Below are 23,892 nucleotides of genomic sequence, written 5' to 3' on the forward strand. Positions count from 1 at the left end.
ATTCCCCACTAAGAAAATTTCTATGTTCTGGCTACAAAGCCGGAACATAGGTCGGCATCCATCCCTGTTTCTTCCCAATCCTGCAGACCTAATAAGAAATCAGCTAGTGACTTCTTCATCAAAAGTCTTTTTTTAGAGAAATAATCCATTTTTCAATAGCATCCGCCAAAACTATCTGCTGTTGCAATACTGCCATACCAGTCTTAGGGATTTCCGGATCATTCTCTTTCTCTCGAAGATTTTCCTCCAGATAAGTTTTTAATATTTCAATATTTTCCTCAATACTGGCAATACATGATTGTTGACTTTCAGGCGGTAACTTATCCAAATTTACAATTACTGCATTAAAATCTAAAAAAAAGTGAATGGGTTTAGAGGCTGTTTCCATCATAAGCTTTACAAATTCTTTTTCGCCTTCATCTGTTAATGAATAAACTGCTTTTTCAGGCATCTTACCTTCTTTCACAATTTCTCCTTTAATGAAGCCTTTTTCCTCCAACTGAATTGCTTTTTTGTAAATGGATGGTGTACTGATTTTTACCCATTTTGATATATTACGATATTCCACTAATTTTTGAATATCATAGGCTCCCATCGGTTCCTTTTTCAATATTCCTAACACAATTAAATCTATTGTAGCCATAGTTCACCCACTTTCTATATCCACGAAAGCTATAAAATACTTACGGTTATATATACTGTAATTTATAGTATTTGATTTTATACCTCTTGTCAAGGAAATTGCAGGATACACGCTTGACAACTACTATAAATTATAGTAGTATTCTCTCACGTAGTATACTATAATTTATACTACTATAATTTATATTCTTAATTGAAAGGAGTATTTGAAATGAACAAGAATAACAACAAAATGGATTTATTAGGAAATGCACCTGTTCCCCAAGCACTAATGGCTCTTGGTATACCGATAATGATTGGTATGCTTATTAACGCTCTCTACAATTTGGTGGATGCTTATTTCATAGGAGGACTTGGCGAGAGTCAAATGGGTGCAATTTCCATTGCGTTTCCTTTAGGACAAGTAGTTGTTGGTTTAGGTCTGATGTTTGGCAATGGTGCCGCCTCCTACTTATCAAGACTTTTAGGGCGAGGAGATAGGGAAGCTGCAAGTAAAGTCGCCAGTACTGCATTATACAGCAGTGTTTGTATTGGCGCAGTTATTATTATCGGAACTGCAATTTTTTTGAAACCTATTTTAACCATGTTAGGTGCAACAGACACGATTATGCCATACGCCCTTTCTTATGGAAGAATCTATGTTATTTCATGTATTTTCAATGTATTTAATGTAACGATGAACAATATCGTTGCAAGTGAAGGCGCCGCAAAAACAACTATGTGTGCATTATTATTAGGAGCTGTATTGAATATTGGTTTAGATCCTATTTTCATCTATACTCTCGACATGGGGGTTGCTGGTGCGGCAATCGCTACAGCAATTTCTCAAATGGCTTCTACTCTTGTATATTTAATTTATGCATTACAGAAAAAAAGCGCTTTTACATTTTCCATTAAGGAATTTTGTCCTTCTAAGCAGATCATAACTGAAATTCTGAAAATCGGTATACCCACATTGACTTTCCAGCTTCTTACAAGCCTTTCTATCGCATTCATAAACCGGGAAGCTAATATCTATGGAGATGCTGTTATCGCCGGAATGGGCGCTGTTACAAGAATCACTTCAATGGGAACTCTGGTTGTGTTCGGCTTCTTAAAAGGTTTCCAACCAATTGCCGGCTTTAGCTATGGTGCCAAAAAGTTTGATCGGCTCAGGGAAGCAATTAAAACTTCTATCTTATGGTCAACAATATTTTGTGTAGTTGTGGGATTGACAATAGCCCTATTTTCCACACAGATTATTTCGCAATTTACAGAAGGCAATACAGAGATGATTTCTGTAGGTCAAAAATCGCTAATGGCAAATGGATTTTCCTTCTTCGTATTTGGATTTTACACAGTGTATTCTTCTCTGTTTCTTGCACTTGGAAAAGGCACCGCCGGATTCGTTCTTGGGGCTTGCCGACAAGGTATTTGCTTTGTTCCGATCATTCTGTTGCTCCCATCATTCTGGGGCATAAATGGAATACTATATGCACAACCGATTGCCGATGTAATTTCTGCTATTGTTACTGTGTTTATGGCTCTACATCTTCATAAAGAACTGGCAACAACAAAAGAGCATTAAAGCATCAGGCAACATAATAGATCAACACCGTCTGCCGCTTCGAACTGAGGCAATATCACCCTTCAAAAAACAATCACTCCCAGAGGATGTTACTCCCCTGAGAGTGATTGCAGCCTTTGTTTAAGATAACTTACTCAATTATCTGGAATCTCTGGATACACTGAAGCAATGTACTTACCAGTTCCTGATACAGATCTTCATCAAATCTGCCATTCACAATCGCATTCTTAATTAAAAGCGGCTTATATATCTCTAAAATCTTCAGTACCGCATCTGCATTTCCTTCTTTTGCCTTTAAAAGTAATCGTTCAAAATTCATTAGTTTTCACCTCCCATCACCTTGCGGATCTTCCGGATTGCATAATAATAAATACCCTTGCATCGCTCCTCTGATAACCCGTTTAGCCTGCTCATTTCCTCAAAAGTACGTTCTTCAAACACATGCTGGTAAATCAGCTTCCGTTCTTCATCCCGCAGCGTATGAAGCGCTTTCATCAGTCTTTCATCTGACATCTTATTCCATTCTGGATATTTCCCCTGTGCCTCCTGCAATAAAAGCTGCTCCCTCGTTTGGTTCTCCAGCAATTCTTCGATTACAATTCTTGCCTCCATCTGTCCAATATCCTCCAACAGTTCTTCTGCATCAGCCATCTGGATTTTCTTCTCCAGATAATCATGTCGTTTTCCACGGACAAACTGTATCAGATATGCTGTAAAGTGATTTTGTATCTTTGATCCTGTATATGTTTTTTTGTTCATTTGTTTTATCCTCCGAAATTTTTTATCACGTTCCAAAAAATTCCGAGGATGGCGGTGAGCGGCAACAAAACGTGACACTGCCTTCATTTTTTCGAAAAAAAGAAAGGCTGGACCACTCTATTCGTAGTCCAGCCGATACTTCTCTTTCTATGTAATTGTGTAGGATATGCGATGATAGTATCTCATATACTGCATATTCTAACTTCTCTCCGACACATTGTATGGATAAGATTTTTTTAACAGATTCAGTTCCTCTTTGGCTTTTATCTTATGCTGTCCATTCATGTCTGTCGTACTTACTTCCATGTTTCTCTATTTGTGCATGTGTTATCCTGCTTATCATAACGCACTTTAACGCATTTCGTATAGTGTTAATCTACGATAAAATATATGCATTAAGTGAGGTGATATAGATGGTGAAAAAATTATTGGGAGATGCAGTCAGGGAAGAACGTCTCCGCCGCAATCTTTCGCAAAACAGCCTTGCGGAACAGGCAAAGATTTCTTTACGGACTGTCTCTGATATTGAAAACTATATTGGCAATCCACAGTTGGAAACACTTTATGCCTTGGCAACTTACTTACATATTTCCATAGATGCTATATTTTCTAACCAGAAAACGAACCCGGATTCTACCATGCAGCAAATCATGGCAGAACTAAATTCCTGCCCGGAGGAGCAGAAACAGCTTGCCCTTTCTACACTGCGTGGACTTCTGGATGGATTCAAGAACCTAAGTTAAGGCTCTCCCGTATCCTTCATCATCTACACATTATACAAAGACAATCTGTGAGTAATCTGTGAATAGTCTGTGAGTTTTCTGTCTATTCCCATTCTGATACAAAGAACAGGAGAGTACACTGCCATAAGCATGTGTATCTCTCCTGCTTTTTTATGCCCTGCGAAATGCACTGATAGCATCCACTACATTCTGTCTCATAGTCTGATCCATCCGCAGCGGTTCTTCTTCCATCAAATCAACTTCTGTGGGCATTTCTCTATTTATCTTAGAAACGTCCTGCCCTTCCAATACCTTTCTTACTTCTTCCCGGATGATTTGCTGCATCATTGGCCGGAGCATATCCGGTTCCATGCTTATACTGCCATTACCTGTCTCATCCGTTCTTCCCGTATATGCCAGAATTGCCGCAACGATCAGTTTTGCTTTTTTCTCTGTCGTATTCAGAAGTTCTGTCACATACACGTGATCTGGATCCGACTTATCAAAACCAATAGTGAATACAAACGGATTTTTCTTTCCCATAAAATCACACTCCAGCCTGTGTCATGCGATACAAAAGATCATATCCATCGGCATTTGCTTTCATATCCCGGATAAAGGTATGTTTTCCCAACCGGTCTGCCTGCTCCAGAAATCGTTCCAGAAGCACTGCTCCGCCGCCGATAAACACCGTATAAGTAGATTTTGTATCAATGCCCCGCTCTCGGATGCTGTTCAGAAGATCGGTAACAAAATTCTGAACCATGGTTTCTACTGCCTGTACAACAGCTTCCTCATAATACTGCGTTTTTCCCTTGATGATACTGTCGATATCTGCCTCCTCCAGAAGCATGTCATATTCACTGTTAATACTGGAAATGATATCGTTATACATGGTAATCACACCTTTTTCCAGAGAATCACAATAATCCATATCCGGTCTGCCACTTCTCATCAGAAGATAATCAGAAGTAAATCCGCCAATATCAATCCCTACGACTTTCGGAATCTCACGGATTTCCATCATCCTCGTCATCATGGCTGCATAATCCTGCGGAAACGCCATTACATTCTGTATACAGAGGTGATAGACTTTATCGTTGAAGCACAGTTCCTGCACCTTCCCGTCCCCTTTGAAATAGCGTTCATATCTCTCACAAAGCTCTGCAAAATGCTTCGGCGGAAGCCCAATCGGAAGTTCCACCTGAATGACATCCTCCGGCTGGATCTGGCTTTTCTGCTCCAGCTCCATTGCAATGGCAAATAAAGTCAGAATCCAGAATCGGTTCCGGCTGTCCTGCGTCTTGTCCCTCTGGTACGGAATCCGCTTCTCACTAAGGGTATAATACTTTCCCTGATATTTCAGATACTTCTCTCCCCTGGCAGGCTTTTTATCCTGTTCCGTCAGTCCTGTGGTAAAGATAAAATGACAGGTTTTCATGTTCCGGTTCCCGTGATCCACGGCTACTCTTAATTTTTTAATCATAATGATTTCACTCCTTTGTATTTGATACTTATTCTGTACGTAGGAGGTACCTAGAGTGCAACTCTTTATAATCCATTTTCTTATTTTACCAATCAAAAAATTCAAAAAACAAAAATTAAAAATTATCTTTTTTAATTTTTTAAATAAATGCAACCGTTACAATATTTACTGTGTATCTTATTACAAAGGGAACCTTGGAAAGGAGTCGTGTACATATATGAAGGCTTATAAAAAAATAATCAGTTTTATCCTAACACTCGTTATGATGCTGTCGCTAAGTGTTAATGTTTTTGCAGCAGAGCCGCTTACAGATGACCCTAATATGATTGAATGGAAGTACACTGTGTTTGCTAACGAAAGCCTGCAGAAAGTTGTTGAAGAAGGTGTTATTCCAAATGCATATGCCCGATATACTTGGCGCGGAATCACATTGAAAAATGGCGAAGTCGCCATATTAACACCATCAAATAACAGTATGGGACTTTATTGTAATAGCGGCAGATACATAACTATAAATTACACTTTGAGCCGTTCTGCTTTTCATCGTTCAAGAGTACGCGCATACGTAGCTGGACCTTCATCAGAATTTGTGCGTGAGATTACAGCAAGTGGTTTGCGTTCAGGATTTACGACACAGGCAACTGATTACTATTACGGCATGGTAACTAATCTGTCCTCTGATGCCTTTACAATCAAATCATTTTCTATTACATTTTAATAGTGGAAAATATTTCAAGTGCTGGTGAGTACTTATCCTGATTTTAATTGAAGCTTTTTAACTTGGTTTCTCGGTTCCCTTTTTTGAAAATACACATTCCCATTATTAAACCACTGCTATAGTATTCACTGAATTTATGAGGTAGAAGCATGTTATTTAACATAGATGAGAAACAACTGATGCTCGAACTAAAAAATAAAGATGAGCGCGCTTTAAAAATATGTATGAACAAATACTACAGATATGTTGTATACATAGTCGAGAATATTATTGGAAGTGCTTTGCCATATGAAGACAAGGAGGCGGTCGTGTCTAATGTTTTTGTAGCTCTATGGAATTACAGTGCAGATTTAGATACAGATAACTACAGCACATTCAAACCCTATTTAGGAACAATCGCAAGAAACATGGCAAAAAACGCATTACGAAAAACCTCTAAGATGCATTTTGAAAATTACGAAGATGCGTTTCAGGTTGGAACGAACGAACATATTGAATACGGGCCGTTAAAAGAAGAAGTAATCAAATGCTTAAAAGAAAGCATATATGAACTATCAGTTGACGAAAGAAAATGTTTTATCTCGTACTACTATTACACTAAGACAATCGCTGTAATAGCAGAAGAAACCGGATTAAAAGAATCTACAGTAAAATCCAAACTGTTACGCGGACGTAAAAAATTAAAACTAAAAATGGAAAAGAAGGGATTTAGATATGAAGACTGTAAAATTTTCTTTGAATGAGTTAATGAGTGAAATTGATGAATCTTTTATTGAGGAAGTGTATTTTCATGATTGCAATAAAATACTGAAAAAATATTCCAAACAAAAGATACGTCAAAATGTATTTTGTAAAACAGCTTCAAAACATAAGCCTTTAAAGTTCACTTATAGAACTGCAATTATTGTAACTGTGGTTTCAGTGTTTTTGTGTATGCCTGTATATGCTGCAATCAGTCATCTGTTAACATCGGCTTTAATTGATGACAGCAATCGACATTTAATCGGGACAGAAACCAATGATAGAAGCTACATCATATTAAAAGACGGTGTATATACCAATGAAAAGGGGAAAGTTGTTGATATTGAGGAATTAGCCAAATCTTCATCAGAATTTCCTGAAAGCAGAATTGTTAAAAGCAGTCTGATGCCTAATTTCATACCATCATCAATAGTAGAGATTCCTACTGATAAATCAGATGAAATATATATCATTCCAGAAATAATTCTAATCAACAATTCACTTTGTGTACTTACACAAGACAATGGAAAGGGATGGGAACTAACTGATAAAGATAATATAGTCATTTCGTTTGATAAATATAAATCAGACATTACAGTATCCCAAGATTTGATTATCGGTTATGTAAAAGACGGGATAATGTATGAAGGAGAAGTGTTCGATGAACTGAGTGGAAAATATAGTTTCTCACCAGATGAAAAAGGGGAATATTTTTTCTATCTGCTTAGCGGAAGTTCCGATTATCTATCTCTTAAAAGCGGTAATCTGGAGGTAAATTAAATGTTGCTTTTGCGGGACTTCAGCATACCAATTAACTTTAGTATAAGGACAGGAAGACCTCTTCCGTACAGGAATAGGTCTTCTTGCTGTCTCCGTGCATGCTTTAAAGTATAAATAGGCTTTAATCTGGATACAATTTCAACTGCATCGTTGATACACGCTGTGTTTATCTCGTTTACTGTATCATTCATAAGAATTTAATTGGTTATGTTTATTGTGATGATAGAGTAGCCTTTGTTTTGAACATCTTCCTTGAAAGATTTGTAAACGATACTGTAGATTATCATATTCATTATGTCGGCGTAGATTCTTTAGATGAAGAATGTATTGAATGCAGAAAATACTCTGATTATTGTGAACATATTTTACCTGCTTTCTGGATAGATGACGATTTTTGTGAATAATGAAACACTGGTGTTTGGTTATTCAAAATTTAAGCTGATAGATACTGGTGTTAAGTATATTAATCCGAAGCATTTTTCCGTAAAAAACTTTGTAAAGTATTGCAGATTCAATAAAGAGTGAAATTACAGTAAAATAAAAGATAGTTTTTTCGTTCCTTTGTTATGCCATTGTTCTACGCCGGAATCTTTTCTGCCATCTCCGGCAGGCACTTCTCAAATAATTCCCGATATCTTCGATACCCTTCATCCCGGAGTGGACCTTGCAGTGATGTCAGAGACCAAAGGAGAAGCTCTTCCTCTTCCACAGCATACGGAGAGGTATAGACAAATTTTTTCCCGTCAAAATGCGGTTTTGATAACTTCAGTATTTCCGTAATCTCTCCTTTTGTTTCCGCCTGCATAATCATTTCCACTTTCTTCCGATGGAACTCGCAGACGATGCTCTCCAGAAATCCCTGCTTCAGATAAAATTCCGCCCTTCTATAAAGTTTTACAAGAGCCTCCACTCTTTCATCAAATAACTTGTCCTTTTCACTGACTATCATCTGTGCCAGTGCGTTTGCATGTTCCATAACCAATGCTGTTCCCATTACATTTCCTCCCATAATAAAAGCTGGCATAAGAAATTTCTTCTCACACCAGCACGATTCTTTTATTCCTCTGTGATGATCTCACTGCTTAATTTTCCATGTACCAGATAGCGATAATTCCGTCTGGAATTGACACAGGTAGACAGCGTAACTATCCGATCCGTTGCCGACAGCTCGGTGCCGGTATCATAATCCCTATAAGAAGACACCGTATCCAGAAACGTCTGAAAATCTTCCGCTTCCGGGAAATGATACCTATATCCCTCACTTCCGGTTCTTCCCGCATAGCAGGAAAAGATACGATACTTGAGGATCTTGTCCGGCAAATAGAGATAAAACTCCGGATGTTGTTCAAATAGCTCTTTGTCTTGGTACTTATCCAGAGTTCCGAACATGCTCCCGTTTTTCATATTATGCCCGTACACGATCGTATTCTGATCCGTAAAGTCCGGCTGATTATGGCAGTCCACAAAGATGCTCCCGTTGATATTGGATTCTCCCGAAAAAAGGTGATGAAGATAATATGCATTATCTTTCCCCTGTACCACCGGATAACTAATATCCAGTGCCGGAATCTGAATCCACGCTATGACATCCGGATTAACCGCTTTTAAACCTGCAAAATCAATTTCTAGATACCTATTCTTAGGTTCCTCCTTTTCTTTCTCAGACTCCGGTGATTCTTCTTCCTCTGGTTCCTGAACATATTCCTGCAGTTTCTCGTAACTTACGTCCCCTTTCTGATACTTCAGATAAGCACCAAAGAGTTTTCCTGCCGCTGCGAGAAAAACAAGCAACAGGCAGATAATGAGTCCTGCAAGAACCGTATTTCCTTTTTTTCTCATGATTGTTCTCCTTTCGGAAGAGCCGAAGTCTGTGCCCCGGTTCCTTCCTTCTGTTTGATGGCGGCTAAATAGTCATCAATCCCCTTGTGTTTCCCGTTCCACTCCCCGCTCTCGTCCATATCCCAGACCATCCGGTTCATCGGCAGGGAAAGCTCCCGGCAGATTTCATAGACCTTATTGCAGCCGTTCTGGATAATCCTCCGTTTCTCCGCCTTATGCTGGCAGATAACAGGGGAACGCTCAAAACAGACCGCACACTTACTGTCATGCTTATTGCAGGCTACTTTCATCTTCTTATCCATGTCATACGCCTCCAAAAGCTGTTTCATCCCATATCCTTTCATCCGCTCCAGCACCGGTTTCAGATTCCGGTACTGGTTCACTCCGGCAACGCACACAAAGGTAGCGCCGGACAGATAATGGGCTATGGTCCCTTTTAAGGCTCCTTCGGTCAGATAGACACGTTCTGCGGCAAGATCACCGATCACATGTACCGGACTTCCGGAGGAAACTCCCTGGTCATAATTGACACTGGACAGCCAGATATATTTTTTCGTGTCAGTCACATGATCTACCCGGATCTGAAAACCCTGGATGAACCCGTCCAAAGAAACTATGGGAATCAGGATTCCTGAGTTTTCTGCTTTGAAGTTAATCGTCCAGTTTCCGTCTGTATCCCGGTAGAATCCCGGCACGCCTTTCACCATATATCCTTCTTCTGCCAGCCTTTTGACCAGCTTCTTCATTCCAAACAGCGGGACACTCCGGTAACGCTGTGCTTCGATCTGTTCCGGTTTTAATCCTCGTCTTTGCAGATCCTCCTGATGCTTCCTGTTAAGCGTGAGCATGGACAGCATTCTCTGATACGTCCGGTGGATTTCCTCTATGGGTGCAAGCTCTGCCGTTGCCTTTTCTTCCTGTACCGGCGTTGCTTTGATATAATCCGTCCGGTATTCTCCTTTTCCTAATGCTTCCCGGATCTGCTGATTTGCTTCGGAGAGTGTAACATTGTGCAAATCCGCATAAAGCTTCAGCATCCCCCCGGACGCATCACAGCGGTTGCACCGGAATACATTCTTTTCCACATTGATATTCAGTTTTCCATGCGTCTCTCCACAAAACGGGCAGTCATAATAGTTTCCCCGCCGCTTTCTGAGATGCAGCACCTGCACCACATCCAGTATTCCATAATCAAACCCAGACATATCATAATACATCCCGGTCTCTTCCTCCTTTCCCCCGCAGAAAAAAGCTCTCTGCGGGGTTCTTCCTTAACCAGCCATCGGCATTGCTTTTTGTAAAATTACCTTTGCTGCCGCCGGAACCAGATTGTTCGGTCCGGAATATTGCTCGGCAAACCACTGGATCGTTGACGGGCTTTCAACTGCCACCTGTCCCATGGTCTTTCCGCCGTATTTTCCCTTTCCCGGAATCACAGTCCCGACTGCCATTTCATAGTTCATGTGTTTCATCAGTTCTTCTACCGGAAGGGACGTATCCAGATTCTGTAATGCTCCCTGCAGCATCTGTCCGGTCTTTGGCGGCGTAGAGGCAGCCGGAGCGGAACCGTAGCCAGGCATTTGTCCACTGCCATGGTAAATGGTGCTTCCCGCCGCCTGTGCCTGCTGATAGAACTGATTCATCATCTGCTGGCCTGCATATTCCGGCTGACCTGGCATCTCTCCATAAGTTGGCATAGGGGCATTTGGCATGACACCCGAATCCGGCATGGCTGCATTTTCCATGGCACCTGAATCCGGCATCTGTGGATTCTGATATGGAATTCCGGCATCTACCTGTGCAGGATCATTTTCCTCTCCCACATCCGCAAACTGCACACCATATCCGGCATCCGATAATGCCCTTCCTACGGCTGCTGTTTCTGCCATTTCCAGAAATTTGTCTCCAAACTTCGGGTCATCGCTCCGGAATTTCTGCGAAAAGGAATTGGCTACATAATTGTCTTCCTGATCACATTTATCCAGATAGATACGTGCTTCCACAACTGCCATGTTCTCTGTGAAAGTGATAATCCGGCTGATGATCTTTCCTGCCGGATTGACCAGACGAAACCATAGCTTCCGGTATTTCACATCCAGATAAAGCTGCTCCTCCTGCCCTTCTTCTCCAATCTTTCTTGCCAGTTCCATCGGATGGAAGCCATCCACACGGTTCAAAGCGGCAACTGCCTCTGATTTCTTATACAATAATTCTTTCATTCTCTGCTCCTTTCATTTAGAAAAGCAGACGTTCCCCTATATAAGAGTAATAGTCCGCTTATTTCAAAAATTGAAAAATATTTTTAAACAACAAGTTTTAACTGCTCCATTTCCGGTTTCTGTTCACTCTGATACTGATCGTAATACTGTACGATCCGCTCACTCAGAATGGTGTTCCTTGTCCCGCTGTCATCCGTATGGATTGCCTGACAGACTGCAGCCCATTCCCCTACCAGATAAACCTTGCTTTTCGCTCTGGTCACTCCGGTATAGAGAATATTGCGCTTCAGCATCATATAAAAGGCTTTTACCCAAGGGATGATGACAACCGGACATTCGGAACCCTGTGCCTTATGGATGGTTGTTGCGTTAGCATGTTCGATCATTTCCATCTGGTCAGCTTCATATTGCACCTGCCGCCCATCCGGGAATCCGATCACTGCCCTGGCATTTCCATCCTCATCCGTGATACAGTCCAGTATCCTGCCCAGATCGCCGTTACTCGCCATCTCGGTATTTTTATTCTGTAAAATCTTATCGCCAACCCGGAACACCTGACTGCCGATATGCAGTTCCTTCTTCCCTGCGATTGGCGGATTTACAAAATCCTCCAGAGATTTGTTCAATTCATCCACTCCGGCAGCACTGCGTTTCCGATACGGAGTCAGGATCTGTACCTGATCCATGCCGTTTTTTGCAATCTCGTCCAGATAAATCCTCCGGACAATCTCTGCCGCTTCATCTGCTCCTTTACAGGCAATGAACTGAAAATCCTCCCCAAAGCTCAGATTAGTCTTATTCTCCTGCATCAGTTTTGCATTATAAGGTATGCTGCTCAAAGCGCCCTGCCGGTAAACCAGATCCAGTACCGTGACCGGAATCAGCCCGCAGGCAATCAGTTGCCGGAACACATCCCCGGCTCCTACGGATGGAAGCTGGTTCTTATCCCCGACTAAAAGGACTCTGGCATGTCTGCTAACCCGCCGGAAAAATTCATAGGCAAGATGCATGTCCACCATGGACACCTCATCTACATTTAGAAATCCGGCAGACAGGTACTCAAAATCCGGTTCAAAATCCGTATCATCTCCCAAAAGCCCCAGGGCCAGATGCATCGTGGATGCATTTTCACAGCCGGTACTCTCCACCATACGTCTTGCCGCACGTCCGGTCGGAGCCATAAGCTGTACCTCTGACCTGCATAACGCCTGATGGATATAGAGAATCACCTTGAGAACCGTTGTCTTTCCGGTTCCGGGACCTCCGGTAATAATACTGATGGGATGTGCAAACACCATCCGCACTGCCTGTTTCTGTGTTTCTGACAGCGTGATCCCCAGTGTCTTCTGTGCCTTTTCCAGCTCCGGTTCAATGGACAGCAAAACCGGCTTCTCCAAAAGCCGTCTGGCTATCATGGAAGCGGTCTGTGTTTCTTCTTCATACTGCCGGATAGAATAGATCCGTTCTTCCTCCACAACAATGCTTTTTTGCAGCACCAGCCGGTAAAGCACCTGACTGACATCCTGCTCCGATACTGCCATGACCTGCAGATCCCGGTTCAGCATTTCCAGTGCTTCCCTGATAACCTCCTGACGCTGCTTAAACAGATGTCCTTCTTTCATTGCCTGATTCATGATATGTCCGATGCACCCGGATATCCGCATGGGATCATTGAGTGCACAGCAGCACTGTCTTCCGATCGCATCCACAGTCAGAAACCCGAAGCCTTTGACTGCACTCAGCATGTAAGGGCGGTGCCGGATAATATCCACCGATTCATTTCCGAATTTCTTCAGAATCATATTCACTTTTTTGGGTGTTACCTTAAAAGGCGCCAGAAACGTCATCAGTTCCCGGAACACCTGGTTTTTTCCATAGGACTCCACAATAGCAGCCAGCTTCTTCTCGGAAATTCCACGGATCTTCAAGAGTTCCTGCGGGTTGTTTTCCATGATTTCCAGTGTCTGAAGCCCAAACTTCCGGAAAATAGTATCTGCCATCTTGGGACCGATACCTTTGATTGCACCGGAAGAAAGGTATCCTAAGATACCCTCCTTTGTCCGTGGTACAACCTCCATGAAATTTTCCACCTGATACTGAGTTCCATGCTCTCCGCTCTCCCATCTGCCTTCCATCTCAAGCTCAATCTCGTCTGTAAGCGGAAGACCGAATCCAATCGCTGAGAAGCCGATGATATTCCGGGATGCCAGATATTTGTCTCTGGCTGACAGGGGGACAGACGTATCCTGTGTGGTGAATATGGCAATCGTATACCCATTCTCCTCATTCTGGAAAATCTTATGTTTAAATCTGCACCTCATTGTTTATATCCCTCCAGCTTTTTATCCGCATCCGTTCATTTGGTTTTCTCATTACGCCGCCTCCTTCTTAATTCGGAAAGTACGGCTCTCCGTTGTTTTTGTATATTCCTCATAGATATCCGGATGCTGGTTTTTCAGCTTCTCCATCTGGTCTTTCCCAACCGAAGTACGTCTGGTCGGATTATAGGTAATACGGTAACGGTTCGTACCGTCCTCCAGCACTGCCTTGCAGCCCTGCCCCAGCTGTTCCACAAAAGGAACACTGATTGCCCGCTGTTCTGCTTCGATTTCCTTTTTCCGTTTTTCCAACTGTGACTTTTCCTCCGAAAGGGTAAGATACTTCTCAAGATTTTTTGATTCCAGACCGGAAAGCACAATTTCCGGAATAGATTTGTCTGCAAAACCACCATAATTACGGATATTTGCCAGAACCAGATCGGAATTCCCGTTATGCGGCGGTACTACATTTTTCAATACATGTTCCTGCCAGAAATACGTTTCCTGATCAATGATGTCTTCTTCCTCAATCAGATCACGCTCAATGGTGCGATACACAAACTCATTCTCGTTATTTCCATACAGGCATGCGATAAAGGCTTTCTGCATATTCATCACAGACAGATAATGCCTTACCTGCAGCACATAATGAGCTGGAATACCCTCATCAGCCCACTTATCTTTCGCATTATAATTGCAGGTTTTACATTCCAGAATCGCAAATGTCCCATCCGGCATACGAACAAAAAAATCCACATCTGCAAGCATGAACGGATATAATGGATGCCGGAACATGACACGTACCGGAAATACTTCCAGTCCGGTCTTTTTGGAAAAGATTTCTGCCACCAGATCTTCCAGCCGGTGTCCGACTTCCTTGGCAACCCAGTTGCTTTCCTCTTCCTCCTGAATGACCGGCTGCACACCTGTTTTGTTGTAAAACAGATCCCGGATAGTGGCAAATGGAGAGATCCCCATGATTGCCGCTACATCACTGCCGCCGATTCCTTTTTTGCGGTATTCCAACCAGTCTTCTCTTGACAGGTTACTGATATCCACAACCTTTTCCGGTGTATACTCTGCTTTGTTATTCATTCCAATTCCTCCTAACATTTGACTGCTCCATAAACGTCATATTTTTTCCAGTCTTTTATAAGCGCCTTCGTAATATCCTCCTCCAGCTTCAGGATGCCCTGTCCGGACATTCCTTCACAGGCTGCAAAAAAGGAGGCTTCATTCATGGCATAATAAAGATCATGTGCCGTACAGGCACCTTCCCCGTTCTGGGATACAAATAGCTCCACCACCTCATTCCGGATCTTCTGTTTAATGCCAAGTTCCTTCATCAGCAGCTTCAGGCAGTTCACCGGATTACGGATCTCAATGTCCATAAGCTGAGTAAGATTCTTCATCGCATCCACATAGCGGGCGCATACCTGCTCCAGATTTTTCCGGAAGTCCAGAATCGTTGCCCCTTTATCGTGAGCCAGCTTGATTGGACTTCCCAGACTGATAACGCCGTTTGGTCCGTCTGTCAAAAGCATCGGATACAGATTTGCACCGCTCGCTGCCACGTCAGATGTGGTAAAACGAAGTGCCGGTGACAGGATCTTCTCATCCATTCCGTGTGCATCCAGTGCTTTTCGGTAAGTATCCAGAAGTTCCTGACTTCCTCCGAGCTTCCACATGGCAGATACAATGGAATGGTCATAGATACCAGAGCCCTCCATGTAAACACTGCCTTTGAAATTCAGATTCAGATATTCGCAGGTTGTCTCAAACATGGCTTTCATATCAAGGATGCAATAATCATGTTTATCCCCGCCATGTACTGCGGAAACCTTTCCGTCCGCAATCTTAATCAGGGCATCCCCTTTTGCAACCCGCAGGCAGTAATTGACTACCTTCGCATATGTTGCCTTATCCAGCTTGCGAAGCCCGTCTCCATTGACACCTGCGCGGCTTAAAATGGTGCGGATGGCACAGTCACGTACCGGATAGGATTCTCCTCTCATTTTCAGTACAAGCTGCGTATTCTTCTCTGTATCCTCCAAAATTTCTTCCATGGATGCATCTGCCGCATCCAGATTTTGAGCCTCCTTTTCCAGTGGTGCCAGCCGTAACGTATTCGTTGGCTTTCTGATCCATTTGGCATTTCTTCCTCTCTCTGCCAGAAACTCCAGCAGATCTTTTACTTCTGCAAAGGATCTCTCAAATCCATCTGCATACACTCTTGCTTCATTCATGTTCTTATTCCACCTTTCTTAAAATAATATTTATCCATCAACAGCCGAAGCTGGTTGTGGCATGCAACTATGCCGAAACCTAAATGTAAGCACAAAAAAAGAATGAAAAGAGAGTCTTTTCTCTGTTCATTCTTAAAAGTCTGGTTTCTTCCTGAAAAAACAAAAGTGCCACGCAGCCAAAAAAGGCATACCGTGACACTCACTACAAACATAAACTACTTATGCCAGGAATCAGCTCCTGCTGTTTCCTGTAAGTTTGGAGATTCTTATGAATCCCGAAACTCCCCAAAAAGGGTGTGCATAAAATAAACTATATCAGTATACTAGCACAAGATATTCCTCATGTCAATTCAGGCTTATACTATATATGGTGTTTATATTTGTTCAAAATACTACATCTATTTTTCTACTACGAATTCAATCTTCTCTTTCAGATACTCCCGGCAGCCAAACCGAACCGTTCCACACTGCTTTGACTCCTCTTTCGCCTTTTCATTACAGCAGTCCAAGTAGGGACAATCGTTACATTGATTCCGCAGTGCTTCCTTCGCCCATTCAATTTCCTGCTCATTTCCTATAATCCGCACAGACATCCACTTCCTTTGCTATCATCATACCCCAAAATCCATTTTCTATCATCCATAATTTCTTTTTTTGTATCATTTTAGTAAATTACGGTTATATTACGGAATAATCACTATATTTCAAATATATCTCTATTTTATTCCGTAATTTGCTGTAAGTAAATAGTTTAAAATGTGGAAGAGAGGTGTAAATGTATGGATAAAAACTTTATTGGAGAACGCATCAGCGAACTGCGTTTAAAGAAAAATGTATCTGAATATCAGATGAGTCTGGATCTTGGCAAAAATAAAAGCTACATCCAGTCCCTCACTTCCGGACGTTCTCTGCCTACCATGCAGAGCTTTCTGGATATCTGTGACTATCTGGAAGTCACTCCTCAACAGTTCTTCGATTCAGAGCTGCACAATCTTCCTCTGATTGACAAAGCAACTGATCTGATGAAACAACTCGATGACGAGGATATGCTTGCGCTCATTTCCATGCTGAATCGTCTGGCTCTAAAACGCAAATAGATTTCCGTGGCTGCCAAATCAAGGCAGCTTTTATTTTTATCATTTTTTCTTAAAATTTTTCAATCTTAAAGAAAAGCCCCCTATTCCTTAATTGAATGGGTAATATATCCATTCGCCGTACCTTGAAAACAAAAGAAATCTTTCGGGAGATTGATATAGGTGACTGCAGATAGTTTGCATCTTCGCACGCCTGCAGCTTAATAGTTACAAAGTAACACCGTTTTACGTGGCCGGAACGGGCATAGGAACTGGCTTCTGAAAGAATAACATAGACTTTTGGGATTTTAGCTTATAGCGCTTTTATTAGAGAACTTTTACTCAAAATTTGATATAATAATAGACAGGTATCAAGTTGATTCCCTGTCTGTGGAAAGGAGATTCATGATAACTGTAACAAAAAGGGATTTGATTGAATTAGGCTACGGTCCTTCCTTTGCTGCTGATATTATCAAAAAAGCAAAGGAACTTATGGTAGAAAAGGGGCATACCTATTATCAATCCAGAAAATTAGACAGGGTTCCAAAAGAAGCCGTTGAAGAATTATTAGGGATTACTTTGCCCGATAAGCAAGAATGATCGTGCTTTTTGCATTTTAGTAAGGAGTGAAATCATGGCAAAAGATCCAATTAAAAAAGCAGAAAACGGCACTTATTATTTTCGAGCCAACCTCGGATATCATCCTGTAACCGGAAAACAGATTCAAAAATACCGCAGCGGATTCTCAACAAAAAAAGAAGCCCGTGCCGAGTATTCCAAATTGATTCTTGCATCAACGGAAGAATTAGCTGATAAGAAGGAAGACATTACCTTCAAAAAGTTTATTGAAGAAATCTATCTTCCGTGGTACAAAACTCAGGTGAAAGAAAGTACCTACAAGAATCGTTACTCGACCATTCAAAAACACTTTGCCTATTTCTACAAGAAGAAAGTGTCCGAAATAGAAGCGATAAATGTACAGACCTGGCAGCTCAAGTTGGCAAAACAATTCAGTCCAAACTATGTACGCATTGTTCAGGGAATGTTATGTTTAGCTTTTGACCGGGCGATTATCCTCGGACTTGCAAAGAAGAATCCTGCCCGCATGATCGGCAATATCAAATCTAAAAAAGTAAAGATCGACTTCTGGACTTTGGAGGAGTTTCAGAAGGTAATATCCCTGCTGTACAAAGGTGACTACTACGAGCACTATCTCTTCATCTCGTTCTGGCTTTTATTTATGACTGGAATGCGTATTGGAGAGGCTGCCGCCTTACAGTGGGATGATATTGATTTTGAAACAGGTATGCTGATTATTAGTAAAACACTGTACTATAAAACAATGAATGACTACAAATTCGTTGAACCTAAGACGCAGGCAAGCAACCGTACCATTTATATTGATGCTGATACCATCAAGGAATTACAAGAATGGAAGGCGGTCCAGGCAAAGGTTTTACCAAATTGTGGATTCGTACTGAGTTATAACAGTACACCCACCAGCAAAACAACGCTTCCAAGAGCATTAGAGAAATTGGCAAATTTAGCTGGTGTCCACAGAATCAAAATTCATGCCCTGAGACATTCGCATGCTTCCCTGCTTATCAGCATGGGCGAAAATCCACTGCTGATTAAAGAGCGTCTTGGACATGAAAAAATACAGACGACACTAGGAACTTATGGTCATCTGTATCCAAACACCAATATTGAGATTGCAAAGAAGCTGACCGGGGTTCTCAGCTACCAGTCAGCTTCTCAAAGTATTGCTAATTATACCAGTAATCAGCATACTGCAATGTATCACAAAGAAATATAAAAATGCAATGATAATGCAATTTCAAACACCCAAAGCCGCAAAGCCCCGTGGTTACGGGCTTTGTAGCCCAGCGTCAACTATTCAAACTCTATCGTTCCTGGTGGTTTGCTTGTAATATCATACAGTACTCGATTCACATGATCCACTTCATTCACAATTCGGTTCATAACTTTTCCAAGCACTTCCCAAGGAATCTCTGCAGATTCCGCTGTCATAAAGTCCACCGTTGTAACCGCTCTAAGCGCAACTGCGTAATCGTATGTTCTCTCATCACCCATGCAGCCTACAGAGCGCATGTTTGTCAACGCTGCAAAGTATTGTCCGATATCTTTTGCCACGCCTGCTTTTTCCAGCTCCTCACGGTAGATTGCATCTGCATCTTGTACGATCTTCACTTTCTCCGCATTGACTTCTCCAATGATACGAACACCGAGTCCCGGTCCTGGGAATGGTTGTCTGAATACAAGGTATTCCGGAATTCCAAGTTCCAATCCGGCTTTACGCACTTCGTCTTTGAAGAGATCGCGAAGTGGTTCGATGATCTCTTTGAAATCTACGTAGTCAGGAAGTCCACCTACGTTGTGGTGAGATTTGATGACTGCTGATTCACCGCCAAGTCCGCTCTCTACGATATCCGGATAAATCGTTCCCTGTACAAGGAAATCTACTGCTCCGATTTTTTTCGCCTCTTCTTCAAATACACGAATGAACTCTTCTCCGATGATTTTACGTTTTGCTTCCGGATCTTCCACGCCTTTTAATTTTGCATAAAAACGCTCCTGTGCATTGACGCGGATAAAGTTCAACTCGTAGTTTCCTTCCGGTCCGAAAATCGCCTCTACTTCATCTCCTTCGTTTTTGCGGAGAAGTCCGTGATCTACGAACACACAGGTAAGCTGTGAGCCGACTGCCTTTGAAAGCATAACTGCTGCCACAGAGGAATCCACACCACCAGACAGTGCGCAGAGCACTTTTCCGTCTCCTACTTTCTCGCGGATTGCTTTGATTGAGTTTTCCACGAAAGAATCCATCTTCCAGTCACCTGAGCAGCCACATACATTATATACGAAGTTAGAAAGCATCTTCTTTCCTTCCTGTGTGTGAAGTACTTCCGGATGGAATTGTGTTGCATATAATTTTTTCTCTACGTTCTGTACTGCTGCCACCGGACAGTCTGCCGTGTGCGCAATGATATCAAATTCCGGTGCTGCTTTTGAAATATAGTCGTTATGGCTCATCCAACAGATTGTCTTCTCGGAAATATCTGTAAACAATTGGGATGTTGTATCCACTGTCACTTCAATCTTTCCATACTCGCGAACCGGAGCCTTCTCTACTGTTCCACCCAATAGGTGCATCATCAGCTGGGAACCGTAACAGATTCCAAGCACCGGTATTCCAAGCTCGAACAATTCTTTGTCGTATGTCGGTGAATCTGCCTCATACGCACTGTTAGGTCCGCCTGTCAAAATGATTCCTTTTGGATTCATCGCTTTAATTTCTTCCAGATTTTTCTTGTAAGAATATATTTCGCAATATACATTACATTCTCTGACACGTCTTGCAATTAATTGATTGTATTGTCCCCCAAAGTCAAGGACGATGACCGTTTCGTTCTTCACAAAAATATCCTCCTACTTTTTAATGAATAGATTTATTATATAAGAGCTTTGTTTGATTTACAAGTCCTTATCGGTTAATTCTTTCTATACTGTACTTCTTCCCTGTCGTTTACCACTAAAACAGCATTCCAATGTGATATACCACAAACGCCATGATCCATGCGATTACGCATTGTCCGATGGCCATAGCCACCGCCCATTTCCCGCCAAGTTCACGTTTTACAGATGCGATTGCAGCAACGCACGGTGTATAAAGCAGACAGAATACTAAGAGTGCAGCTGCGCCGACTGTCGTCAGGCTTCCCTGCAAAGTCACTGTGCTTCCAAACAACACTGTAAGCGATGAGACCACGCTTTCTTTAGCGAGAAATCCTGAGATCAACGCTGTCACAATTCTCCAGTCTCCAAATCCAACCGGAATAAAGATTGGAGCAAGTGCTCCTGCGACAAGAGCCAGAATACTATGTTGTGAATCGGATACCATGTTCAGCCCTGTATCAAAGTTCTGCAAAAACCATATGACGATCGTCGCAATGAATATAACCGTAAATGCTCTCTGCAAGAAGTCTTTTGCCTTATCCCATAACAAATGTCCCACATTCTTTGCTCCCGGCATACGATAGTTTGGAAGTTCCATGACGAACGGCACTGCCTCTCCTTTAAACGCTGTCTTTTTGAAAATCAGCGCCATAACGATTCCCATCACAATTCCAAACACGTACAGTGCAATCATCACCAAAGCTCCATGATCCGGGAAAAATGCTGCAGTAAAAAATGCATAGATTGGAAGCTTTGCCGTACAGCTCATAAACGGCGTCAGCAGAATCGTCATTTTACGGTCTCGCTCTGATGGCAATGTACGGCTCGCCATAACACCCGGGACCGTACACCCGAATCCAATCAGCATCGGCACAATACTTCTTCCGGAAAGACCAAGTTTTCGAAGTAATTTATCCATGATAAATGCCACACGTGCCATATATCCACTATCCTCCAGAATTGATAAGAAGAAAAAGAGTGTCACAATGATCGGCAGGAAGCTTAAGACTCCACCGACACCGCTAAAAATTCCGTCGATCACAAGAGAATGTACCACACTGTTGACATTTGCCGCCTGCATCGCCTTGTCCGCCAGATCTGTCAAAGCTGTGATTCCAGATTCTAAAAGCCCCTGTAAAAACGCGCCGATCACATTAAACGTGAGCCAGAACACAACTCCCATGATTCCGATAAATGCCGGAATTCCTGTATATTTCCCGGTCAGGAACTCATCTGCTTTTCTGCTTCTTACCCTCTCCTTGCTTTCCTTGGGTTTGATGACAGTCTCGCCGCAGATATCCTCGATATAATCAAAACGCATCTGGGCAACCGCGGCCGCACGGTCCATGCCGGTCTCTTCCTCTGTCTGTTTTGCAATTTCTTCCAAAACATGCTGCTCATTCGCTGTCAGCTTCAGCTGTTCCAAAATTTTCGTGTCACCTTCCATCACCTTGCTCGCCGCAAAGCGCACCGGAATCCTCACTTTTTCCGCATGATCTTCAATCAGATGCATGACCGCATGGATTCCTCTGTGGATACCTTCCTCCCGCTTACAAAAGTCGGTCTCCAAAGGCTGTTCCTGATATTTCGCCACATGAATTGCGTGCCGAATCAGTTCTTCGATTCCTTCTCCTTTTGCCGCTGAAATCGGGATAACCGGAACTCCCAGCTCTTCCTCCATCTCATTGACAAGTACAGATCCATCATTTTCCCGCAGCTCATCCATCATGTTCAAGGCGACAACCATTGGGATTCCCAGTTCTAAAAGCTGCATGGTCAGATAAAGATTTCGCTCGATATTCGTCGCATCTACAATATTGATGATTCCCTTTGGCTTTTCATGGATAACAAACTCTCTTGTCACAATCTCCTCGCTGCTATATGGAGACATAGAGTAAATTCCCGGCAAGTCTGTAATCAGTGTATTGTCATGTCCTTTGATTACGCCATCTTTTCGATCCACCGTCACACCCGGGAAATTTCCGACATGTTGTTTGGCGCCGGTCAACTGATTGAACAATGTGGTCTTTCCACAGTTTTGATTTCCTACAAGGGCAAATGTGAGTGTCTCACTGTCCGAAAGAGGATTTTCGTGATTTCTATCATGGAATTTTCCTCCCTCACCATATCCCGGATGATGTTTCTCTGGCTTTGCCACTTTCTTTTTCGAGGTTTTTGGCTTATGAGGCTCACTGGTCTCGATATTTTCTGCATCTGCTAATCGAATCGTCAGTTCATAACCGTGGATACGCAATTCCACCGGATCTCCCATCGGTGCATATTTTACGACAGTGACCTCCGTTCCCTGTATCAGCCCCATGTCCAAAAAATGCTGGCGCAGTGCGCCTGCCCCTCCCACACGAAGTATGGTTGCAGTGCTTCCTATTGATAATTCACTTAACTTCATTTGTTGCTCCCTCCTTATATTCCTTAGTCTTCTCTAACCTTCAATTGAAAACGGAAGCAATGACTTGTCCAGTCATTGCTTCACAGCTAATATTTTTAAGAACGCGAATTGCCTTTAAAATAGCAATAATCATTACTTCCGCGTCCGCAAAAATCACCTAAAATAAAGTCTTTATGTAATTAGCTCACTTGATCAACACTCCCTAGTTTACCATTTCTTTCAACATTTGCATAGTCCAGAGGTATATCCATTTATAGCAACTGCATAAAAAATAATTAGTGCAAAAAATTATTTGTGACTTTCCCACTCCCGTAAAAGCTCCCGAATGGTCTGCATGGACACGTCAAGTGATGCGATTTCATCTGCGCATCGTTTCAACTCACTTTTGATTACAGTCTCATGCTCTACACTTTTTTTATACTTCATCTGGTGCTCCAGCACAGCCCAAAAATCATGGGCAATTGTCCGAAGCTGTATCTCGGCGGTAATCTGTTCCATTCCTTTTTCTGTAAACTTTACAATCAAATGAAGGCTTCGATAAGCATTTGGTTTCGGATAGGCAATATAATCTTTACGTTCTATCACTTCCACATGTTCTCTATTGGAAATCCATTGTGCAACCCGATATACTTCTTCCCCGAAAGAACAGATCACCCGGACTCCGATGATGTCGTGTATCTTTCTCAGCGCCGTATCACAATCCGCCTGCAGTCCTTTTTTCTGCAATTTTAGCATCAGGCTTTCCGGCGCTTTGATTCGAGAATTTATATAAAGAATCGGCTGAATCCCGTCCGCCGTCTTTTTCACCGGATATTCCGCGATCATATCTGATAGATATTGCTGCCCGTTTCGCAACATCTGCAATTTTTCACCATAATATTGTTCTAAGGTCAAAATA

Annotated in this window: 24 protein-coding genes; 8 read left to right on the top strand and 16 right to left on the bottom strand. The window is 42.2% G+C overall.

The window, feature by feature from the left end; translation table 11 throughout:
- Positions 1–118: 118 nt before the first annotated feature.
- Entirely contained in the window at positions 119–643 is a 525-nt protein-coding gene (locus BQ5364_RS15800) for a PadR family transcriptional regulator (RefSeq protein WP_005333410.1), read from the bottom strand.
- Between the two features lie 210 nt (positions 644–853).
- On the opposite strand from BQ5364_RS15800, the gene BQ5364_RS15805 reads away from it, so the two are divergent.
- Entirely contained in the window at positions 854–2,209 is a 1,356-nt protein-coding gene (locus BQ5364_RS15805) for an MATE family efflux transporter (protein ID WP_005333407.1), read from the top strand.
- Between the two features lie 130 nt (positions 2,210–2,339).
- Here the strand turns inward: BQ5364_RS15805 and BQ5364_RS15810 are convergent, their stop codons facing one another.
- Positions 2,340–2,528 carry a helix-turn-helix domain-containing protein gene (locus BQ5364_RS15810; RefSeq protein ID WP_005333406.1) on the bottom strand — a complete coding sequence of 63 codons (189 nt, stop codon included), beginning with the start codon at positions 2,526–2,528 and terminating at the stop codon, positions 2,340–2,342.
- Positions 2,528–2,968 carry a sigma factor-like helix-turn-helix DNA-binding protein gene (locus tag BQ5364_RS15815; RefSeq protein ID WP_023921559.1) on the bottom strand — a complete coding sequence of 147 codons (441 nt, stop codon included), beginning with the start codon at positions 2,966–2,968 and terminating at the stop codon, positions 2,528–2,530. The genes BQ5364_RS15810 and BQ5364_RS15815 overlap by 1 nt, the downstream gene beginning before the upstream one ends.
- A 413-nt stretch (positions 2,969–3,381) precedes the next feature.
- Here BQ5364_RS15815 and BQ5364_RS15820 point away from each other — a divergent pair, with 413 nt between their 5' ends.
- The gene (locus BQ5364_RS15820) at positions 3,382–3,711 is read left to right on the top strand and encodes a helix-turn-helix transcriptional regulator (protein WP_005333402.1); all 330 of its coding nucleotides are present in this window, start codon (positions 3,382–3,384) and stop codon (positions 3,709–3,711) included.
- A 150-nt stretch (positions 3,712–3,861) separates the two neighbouring features.
- Here BQ5364_RS15820 and BQ5364_RS15825 read toward each other — a convergent pair whose 3' ends face one another.
- Together BQ5364_RS15825 and BQ5364_RS15830 are read right to left on the bottom strand one after the other, a co-directional pair.
- Positions 3,862–4,233, bottom strand: coding sequence for a hypothetical protein (locus BQ5364_RS15825; protein WP_005333400.1), 372 nt, complete (start codon positions 4,231–4,233; stop codon positions 3,862–3,864).
- A gap of 4 nt (positions 4,234–4,237) precedes the next feature.
- Complete coding sequence (locus BQ5364_RS15830; RefSeq protein WP_020436706.1) at positions 4,238–5,176, bottom strand: ParM/StbA family protein; 939 nt, start codon at positions 5,174–5,176, stop codon at positions 4,238–4,240.
- Positions 5,177–5,438: 262 nt separating this feature from the next.
- On the opposite strand from BQ5364_RS15830, the gene BQ5364_RS15835 reads away from it, so the two are divergent.
- From BQ5364_RS15835 to BQ5364_RS15845, 3 genes are all read left to right on the top strand, one after another.
- Positions 5,439–5,894 (top strand): hypothetical protein, encoded by a 456-nt coding sequence (locus tag BQ5364_RS15835; protein WP_159431702.1) that lies wholly within the window; start codon positions 5,439–5,441, stop codon positions 5,892–5,894.
- Between the two features lie 149 nt (positions 5,895–6,043).
- On the top strand, positions 6,044–6,637 hold the full coding sequence (locus BQ5364_RS15840) for an RNA polymerase sigma factor (protein ID WP_005333389.1): 594 nt from the start codon (positions 6,044–6,046) through the stop codon (positions 6,635–6,637).
- Positions 6,609–7,415: a hypothetical protein gene (locus tag BQ5364_RS15845; RefSeq protein WP_021650058.1), complete on the top strand. Its 807-nt coding sequence runs from the start codon at positions 6,609–6,611 to the stop codon at positions 7,413–7,415. Before BQ5364_RS15840 ends, BQ5364_RS15845 begins: the two co-directional genes overlap by 29 nt.
- A 577-nt stretch (positions 7,416–7,992) precedes the next feature.
- Here the strand turns inward: BQ5364_RS15845 and BQ5364_RS15850 are convergent.
- The 8 genes from BQ5364_RS15850 to BQ5364_RS15890 form a co-directional block, all read right to left on the bottom strand.
- Positions 7,993–8,409, bottom strand: coding sequence for a hypothetical protein (locus BQ5364_RS15850; protein WP_020436703.1), 417 nt, complete (start codon positions 8,407–8,409; stop codon positions 7,993–7,995).
- A gap of 62 nt (positions 8,410–8,471) precedes the next feature.
- On the bottom strand, positions 8,472–9,254 hold the full coding sequence (gene srtB, locus BQ5364_RS15855) for a class B sortase (RefSeq protein WP_005333383.1): 783 nt from the start codon (positions 9,252–9,254) through the stop codon (positions 8,472–8,474).
- Complete coding sequence (locus BQ5364_RS15860) at positions 9,251–10,471, bottom strand: CHC2 zinc finger domain-containing protein (protein ID WP_005333381.1); 1,221 nt, start codon at positions 10,469–10,471, stop codon at positions 9,251–9,253. Before BQ5364_RS15860 ends, srtB begins: the two co-directional genes overlap by 4 nt.
- 54 nt (positions 10,472–10,525) lie before the next feature.
- Complete coding sequence (locus tag BQ5364_RS15865) at positions 10,526–11,473, bottom strand: hypothetical protein (RefSeq protein WP_005333375.1); 948 nt, start codon at positions 11,471–11,473, stop codon at positions 10,526–10,528.
- Positions 11,474–11,556: 83 nt separating this feature from the next.
- On the bottom strand, positions 11,557–13,794 hold the full coding sequence (recD2, locus tag BQ5364_RS15870; RefSeq protein WP_005333356.1) for an SF1B family DNA helicase RecD2: 2,238 nt from the start codon (positions 13,792–13,794) through the stop codon (positions 11,557–11,559).
- A gap of 51 nt (positions 13,795–13,845) precedes the next feature.
- The gene (locus BQ5364_RS15875) at positions 13,846–14,904 is read right to left on the bottom strand and encodes a YqaJ viral recombinase family nuclease (RefSeq protein WP_005333354.1); all 1,059 of its coding nucleotides are present in this window, start codon (positions 14,902–14,904) and stop codon (positions 13,846–13,848) included.
- Positions 14,898–16,037 (bottom strand): hypothetical protein, encoded by a 1,140-nt coding sequence (locus BQ5364_RS15880; protein WP_005333353.1) that lies wholly within the window; start codon positions 16,035–16,037, stop codon positions 14,898–14,900. Before BQ5364_RS15880 ends, BQ5364_RS15875 begins: the two co-directional genes overlap by 7 nt.
- Before the next feature lie 398 nt (positions 16,038–16,435).
- On the bottom strand, positions 16,436–16,624 hold the full coding sequence (locus BQ5364_RS15890; RefSeq protein WP_425458801.1) for a 2-ketoisovalerate ferredoxin oxidoreductase: 189 nt from the start codon (positions 16,622–16,624) through the stop codon (positions 16,436–16,438).
- Between the two features lie 192 nt (positions 16,625–16,816).
- Here BQ5364_RS15890 and BQ5364_RS15895 point away from each other — a divergent pair, with 192 nt between their 5' ends.
- From BQ5364_RS15895 to BQ5364_RS15905, 3 genes are all read left to right on the top strand, one after another.
- Positions 16,817–17,134 (top strand): helix-turn-helix domain-containing protein, encoded by a 318-nt coding sequence (locus tag BQ5364_RS15895; RefSeq protein WP_005333350.1) that lies wholly within the window; start codon positions 16,817–16,819, stop codon positions 17,132–17,134.
- A gap of 381 nt (positions 17,135–17,515) precedes the next feature.
- Positions 17,516–17,710 (top strand): DUF3173 domain-containing protein, encoded by a 195-nt coding sequence (locus tag BQ5364_RS15900; RefSeq protein WP_005333349.1) that lies wholly within the window; start codon positions 17,516–17,518, stop codon positions 17,708–17,710.
- Between the two features lie 34 nt (positions 17,711–17,744).
- Positions 17,745–18,926 carry a site-specific integrase gene (locus BQ5364_RS15905; RefSeq protein WP_005333347.1) on the top strand — a complete coding sequence of 394 codons (1,182 nt, stop codon included), beginning with the start codon at positions 17,745–17,747 and terminating at the stop codon, positions 18,924–18,926.
- 77 nt (positions 18,927–19,003) lie between these two features.
- Here the strand turns inward: BQ5364_RS15905 and guaA are convergent, their stop codons facing one another.
- The 3 genes from guaA to BQ5364_RS15920 all read right to left on the bottom strand — a co-directional run bounded on the left by guaA (position 19,004) and on the right by BQ5364_RS15920 (position 23,888).
- Positions 19,004–20,548: a glutamine-hydrolyzing GMP synthase gene (guaA, locus tag BQ5364_RS15910; protein ID WP_004611788.1), complete on the bottom strand. Its 1,545-nt coding sequence runs from the start codon at positions 20,546–20,548 to the stop codon at positions 19,004–19,006.
- Positions 20,549–20,663: 115 nt separating this feature from the next.
- Positions 20,664–22,994, bottom strand: coding sequence for a ferrous iron transport protein B (gene feoB / locus BQ5364_RS15915; protein ID WP_071144623.1), 2,331 nt, complete (start codon positions 22,992–22,994; stop codon positions 20,664–20,666).
- A 288-nt stretch (positions 22,995–23,282) separates the two neighbouring features.
- Positions 23,283–23,888 (bottom strand): GTP pyrophosphokinase, encoded by a 606-nt coding sequence (locus BQ5364_RS15920; RefSeq protein ID WP_004611786.1) that lies wholly within the window; start codon positions 23,886–23,888, stop codon positions 23,283–23,285.
- Between the last annotated feature and the right edge of the window lie 4 nt (positions 23,889–23,892).

The sequence above is a fragment of the Coprococcus phoceensis genome, assembly GCF_900104635.1.
GTDB classification, from domain to species: Bacteria; Bacillota; Clostridia; order Lachnospirales; family Lachnospiraceae; genus Faecalimonas; species Faecalimonas phoceensis.

Bases quoted from the DNA above. Each gene is read 5' to 3' on its own strand.
- BQ5364_RS15845 (WP_021650058.1), top strand. From the start codon at position 6,609: ATGAAGACTGTAAAATTTTCTTTGAATGAGTTAATGAGTGAAATTGAT.
- BQ5364_RS15820 (WP_005333402.1), top strand. From the start codon at position 3,382: ATGGTGAAAAAATTATTGGGAGATGCAGTCAGGGAAGAACGTCTCCGC.
- BQ5364_RS15800 (WP_005333410.1), bottom strand. From the start codon at position 643: ATGGCTACAATAGATTTAATTGTGTTAGGAATATTGAAAAAGGAACCG.
- BQ5364_RS15905 (WP_005333347.1), top strand. From the start codon at position 17,745: ATGGCAAAAGATCCAATTAAAAAAGCAGAAAACGGCACTTATTATTTT.
- BQ5364_RS15835 (WP_159431702.1), top strand. From the start codon at position 5,439: ATGATGCTGTCGCTAAGTGTTAATGTTTTTGCAGCAGAGCCGCTTACA.
- BQ5364_RS15895 (WP_005333350.1), top strand. From the start codon at position 16,817: ATGGATAAAAACTTTATTGGAGAACGCATCAGCGAACTGCGTTTAAAG.
- BQ5364_RS15825 (WP_005333400.1), bottom strand. From the start codon at position 4,233: ATGGGAAAGAAAAATCCGTTTGTATTCACTATTGGTTTTGATAAGTCG.
- BQ5364_RS15865 (WP_005333375.1), bottom strand. From the start codon at position 11,473: ATGAAAGAATTATTGTATAAGAAATCAGAGGCAGTTGCCGCTTTGAAC.
- BQ5364_RS15840 (WP_005333389.1), top strand. From the start codon at position 6,044: ATGTTATTTAACATAGATGAGAAACAACTGATGCTCGAACTAAAAAAT.
- BQ5364_RS15900 (WP_005333349.1), top strand. From the start codon at position 17,516: ATGATAACTGTAACAAAAAGGGATTTGATTGAATTAGGCTACGGTCCT.
- BQ5364_RS15810 (WP_005333406.1), bottom strand. From the start codon at position 2,528: ATGAATTTTGAACGATTACTTTTAAAGGCAAAAGAAGGAAATGCAGAT.
- feoB (WP_071144623.1), bottom strand. From the start codon at position 22,994: ATGAAGTTAAGTGAATTATCAATAGGAAGCACTGCAACCATACTTCGT.
- BQ5364_RS15860 (WP_005333381.1), bottom strand. From the start codon at position 10,471: ATGTATTATGATATGTCTGGGTTTGATTATGGAATACTGGATGTGGTG.
- BQ5364_RS15830 (WP_020436706.1), bottom strand. From the start codon at position 5,176: ATGATTAAAAAATTAAGAGTAGCCGTGGATCACGGGAACCGGAACATG.
- BQ5364_RS15815 (WP_023921559.1), bottom strand. From the start codon at position 2,968: ATGAACAAAAAAACATATACAGGATCAAAGATACAAAATCACTTTACA.
- BQ5364_RS15850 (WP_020436703.1), bottom strand. From the start codon at position 8,409: ATGGGAACAGCATTGGTTATGGAACATGCAAACGCACTGGCACAGATG.
- srtB (WP_005333383.1), bottom strand. From the start codon at position 9,254: ATGAGAAAAAAAGGAAATACGGTTCTTGCAGGACTCATTATCTGCCTG.
- recD2 (WP_005333356.1), bottom strand. From the start codon at position 13,794: ATGAGGTGCAGATTTAAACATAAGATTTTCCAGAATGAGGAGAATGGG.
- BQ5364_RS15875 (WP_005333354.1), bottom strand. From the start codon at position 14,904: ATGTTAGGAGGAATTGGAATGAATAACAAAGCAGAGTATACACCGGAA.
- BQ5364_RS15880 (WP_005333353.1), bottom strand. From the start codon at position 16,037: ATGAATGAAGCAAGAGTGTATGCAGATGGATTTGAGAGATCCTTTGCA.
- BQ5364_RS15805 (WP_005333407.1), top strand. From the start codon at position 854: ATGAACAAGAATAACAACAAAATGGATTTATTAGGAAATGCACCTGTT.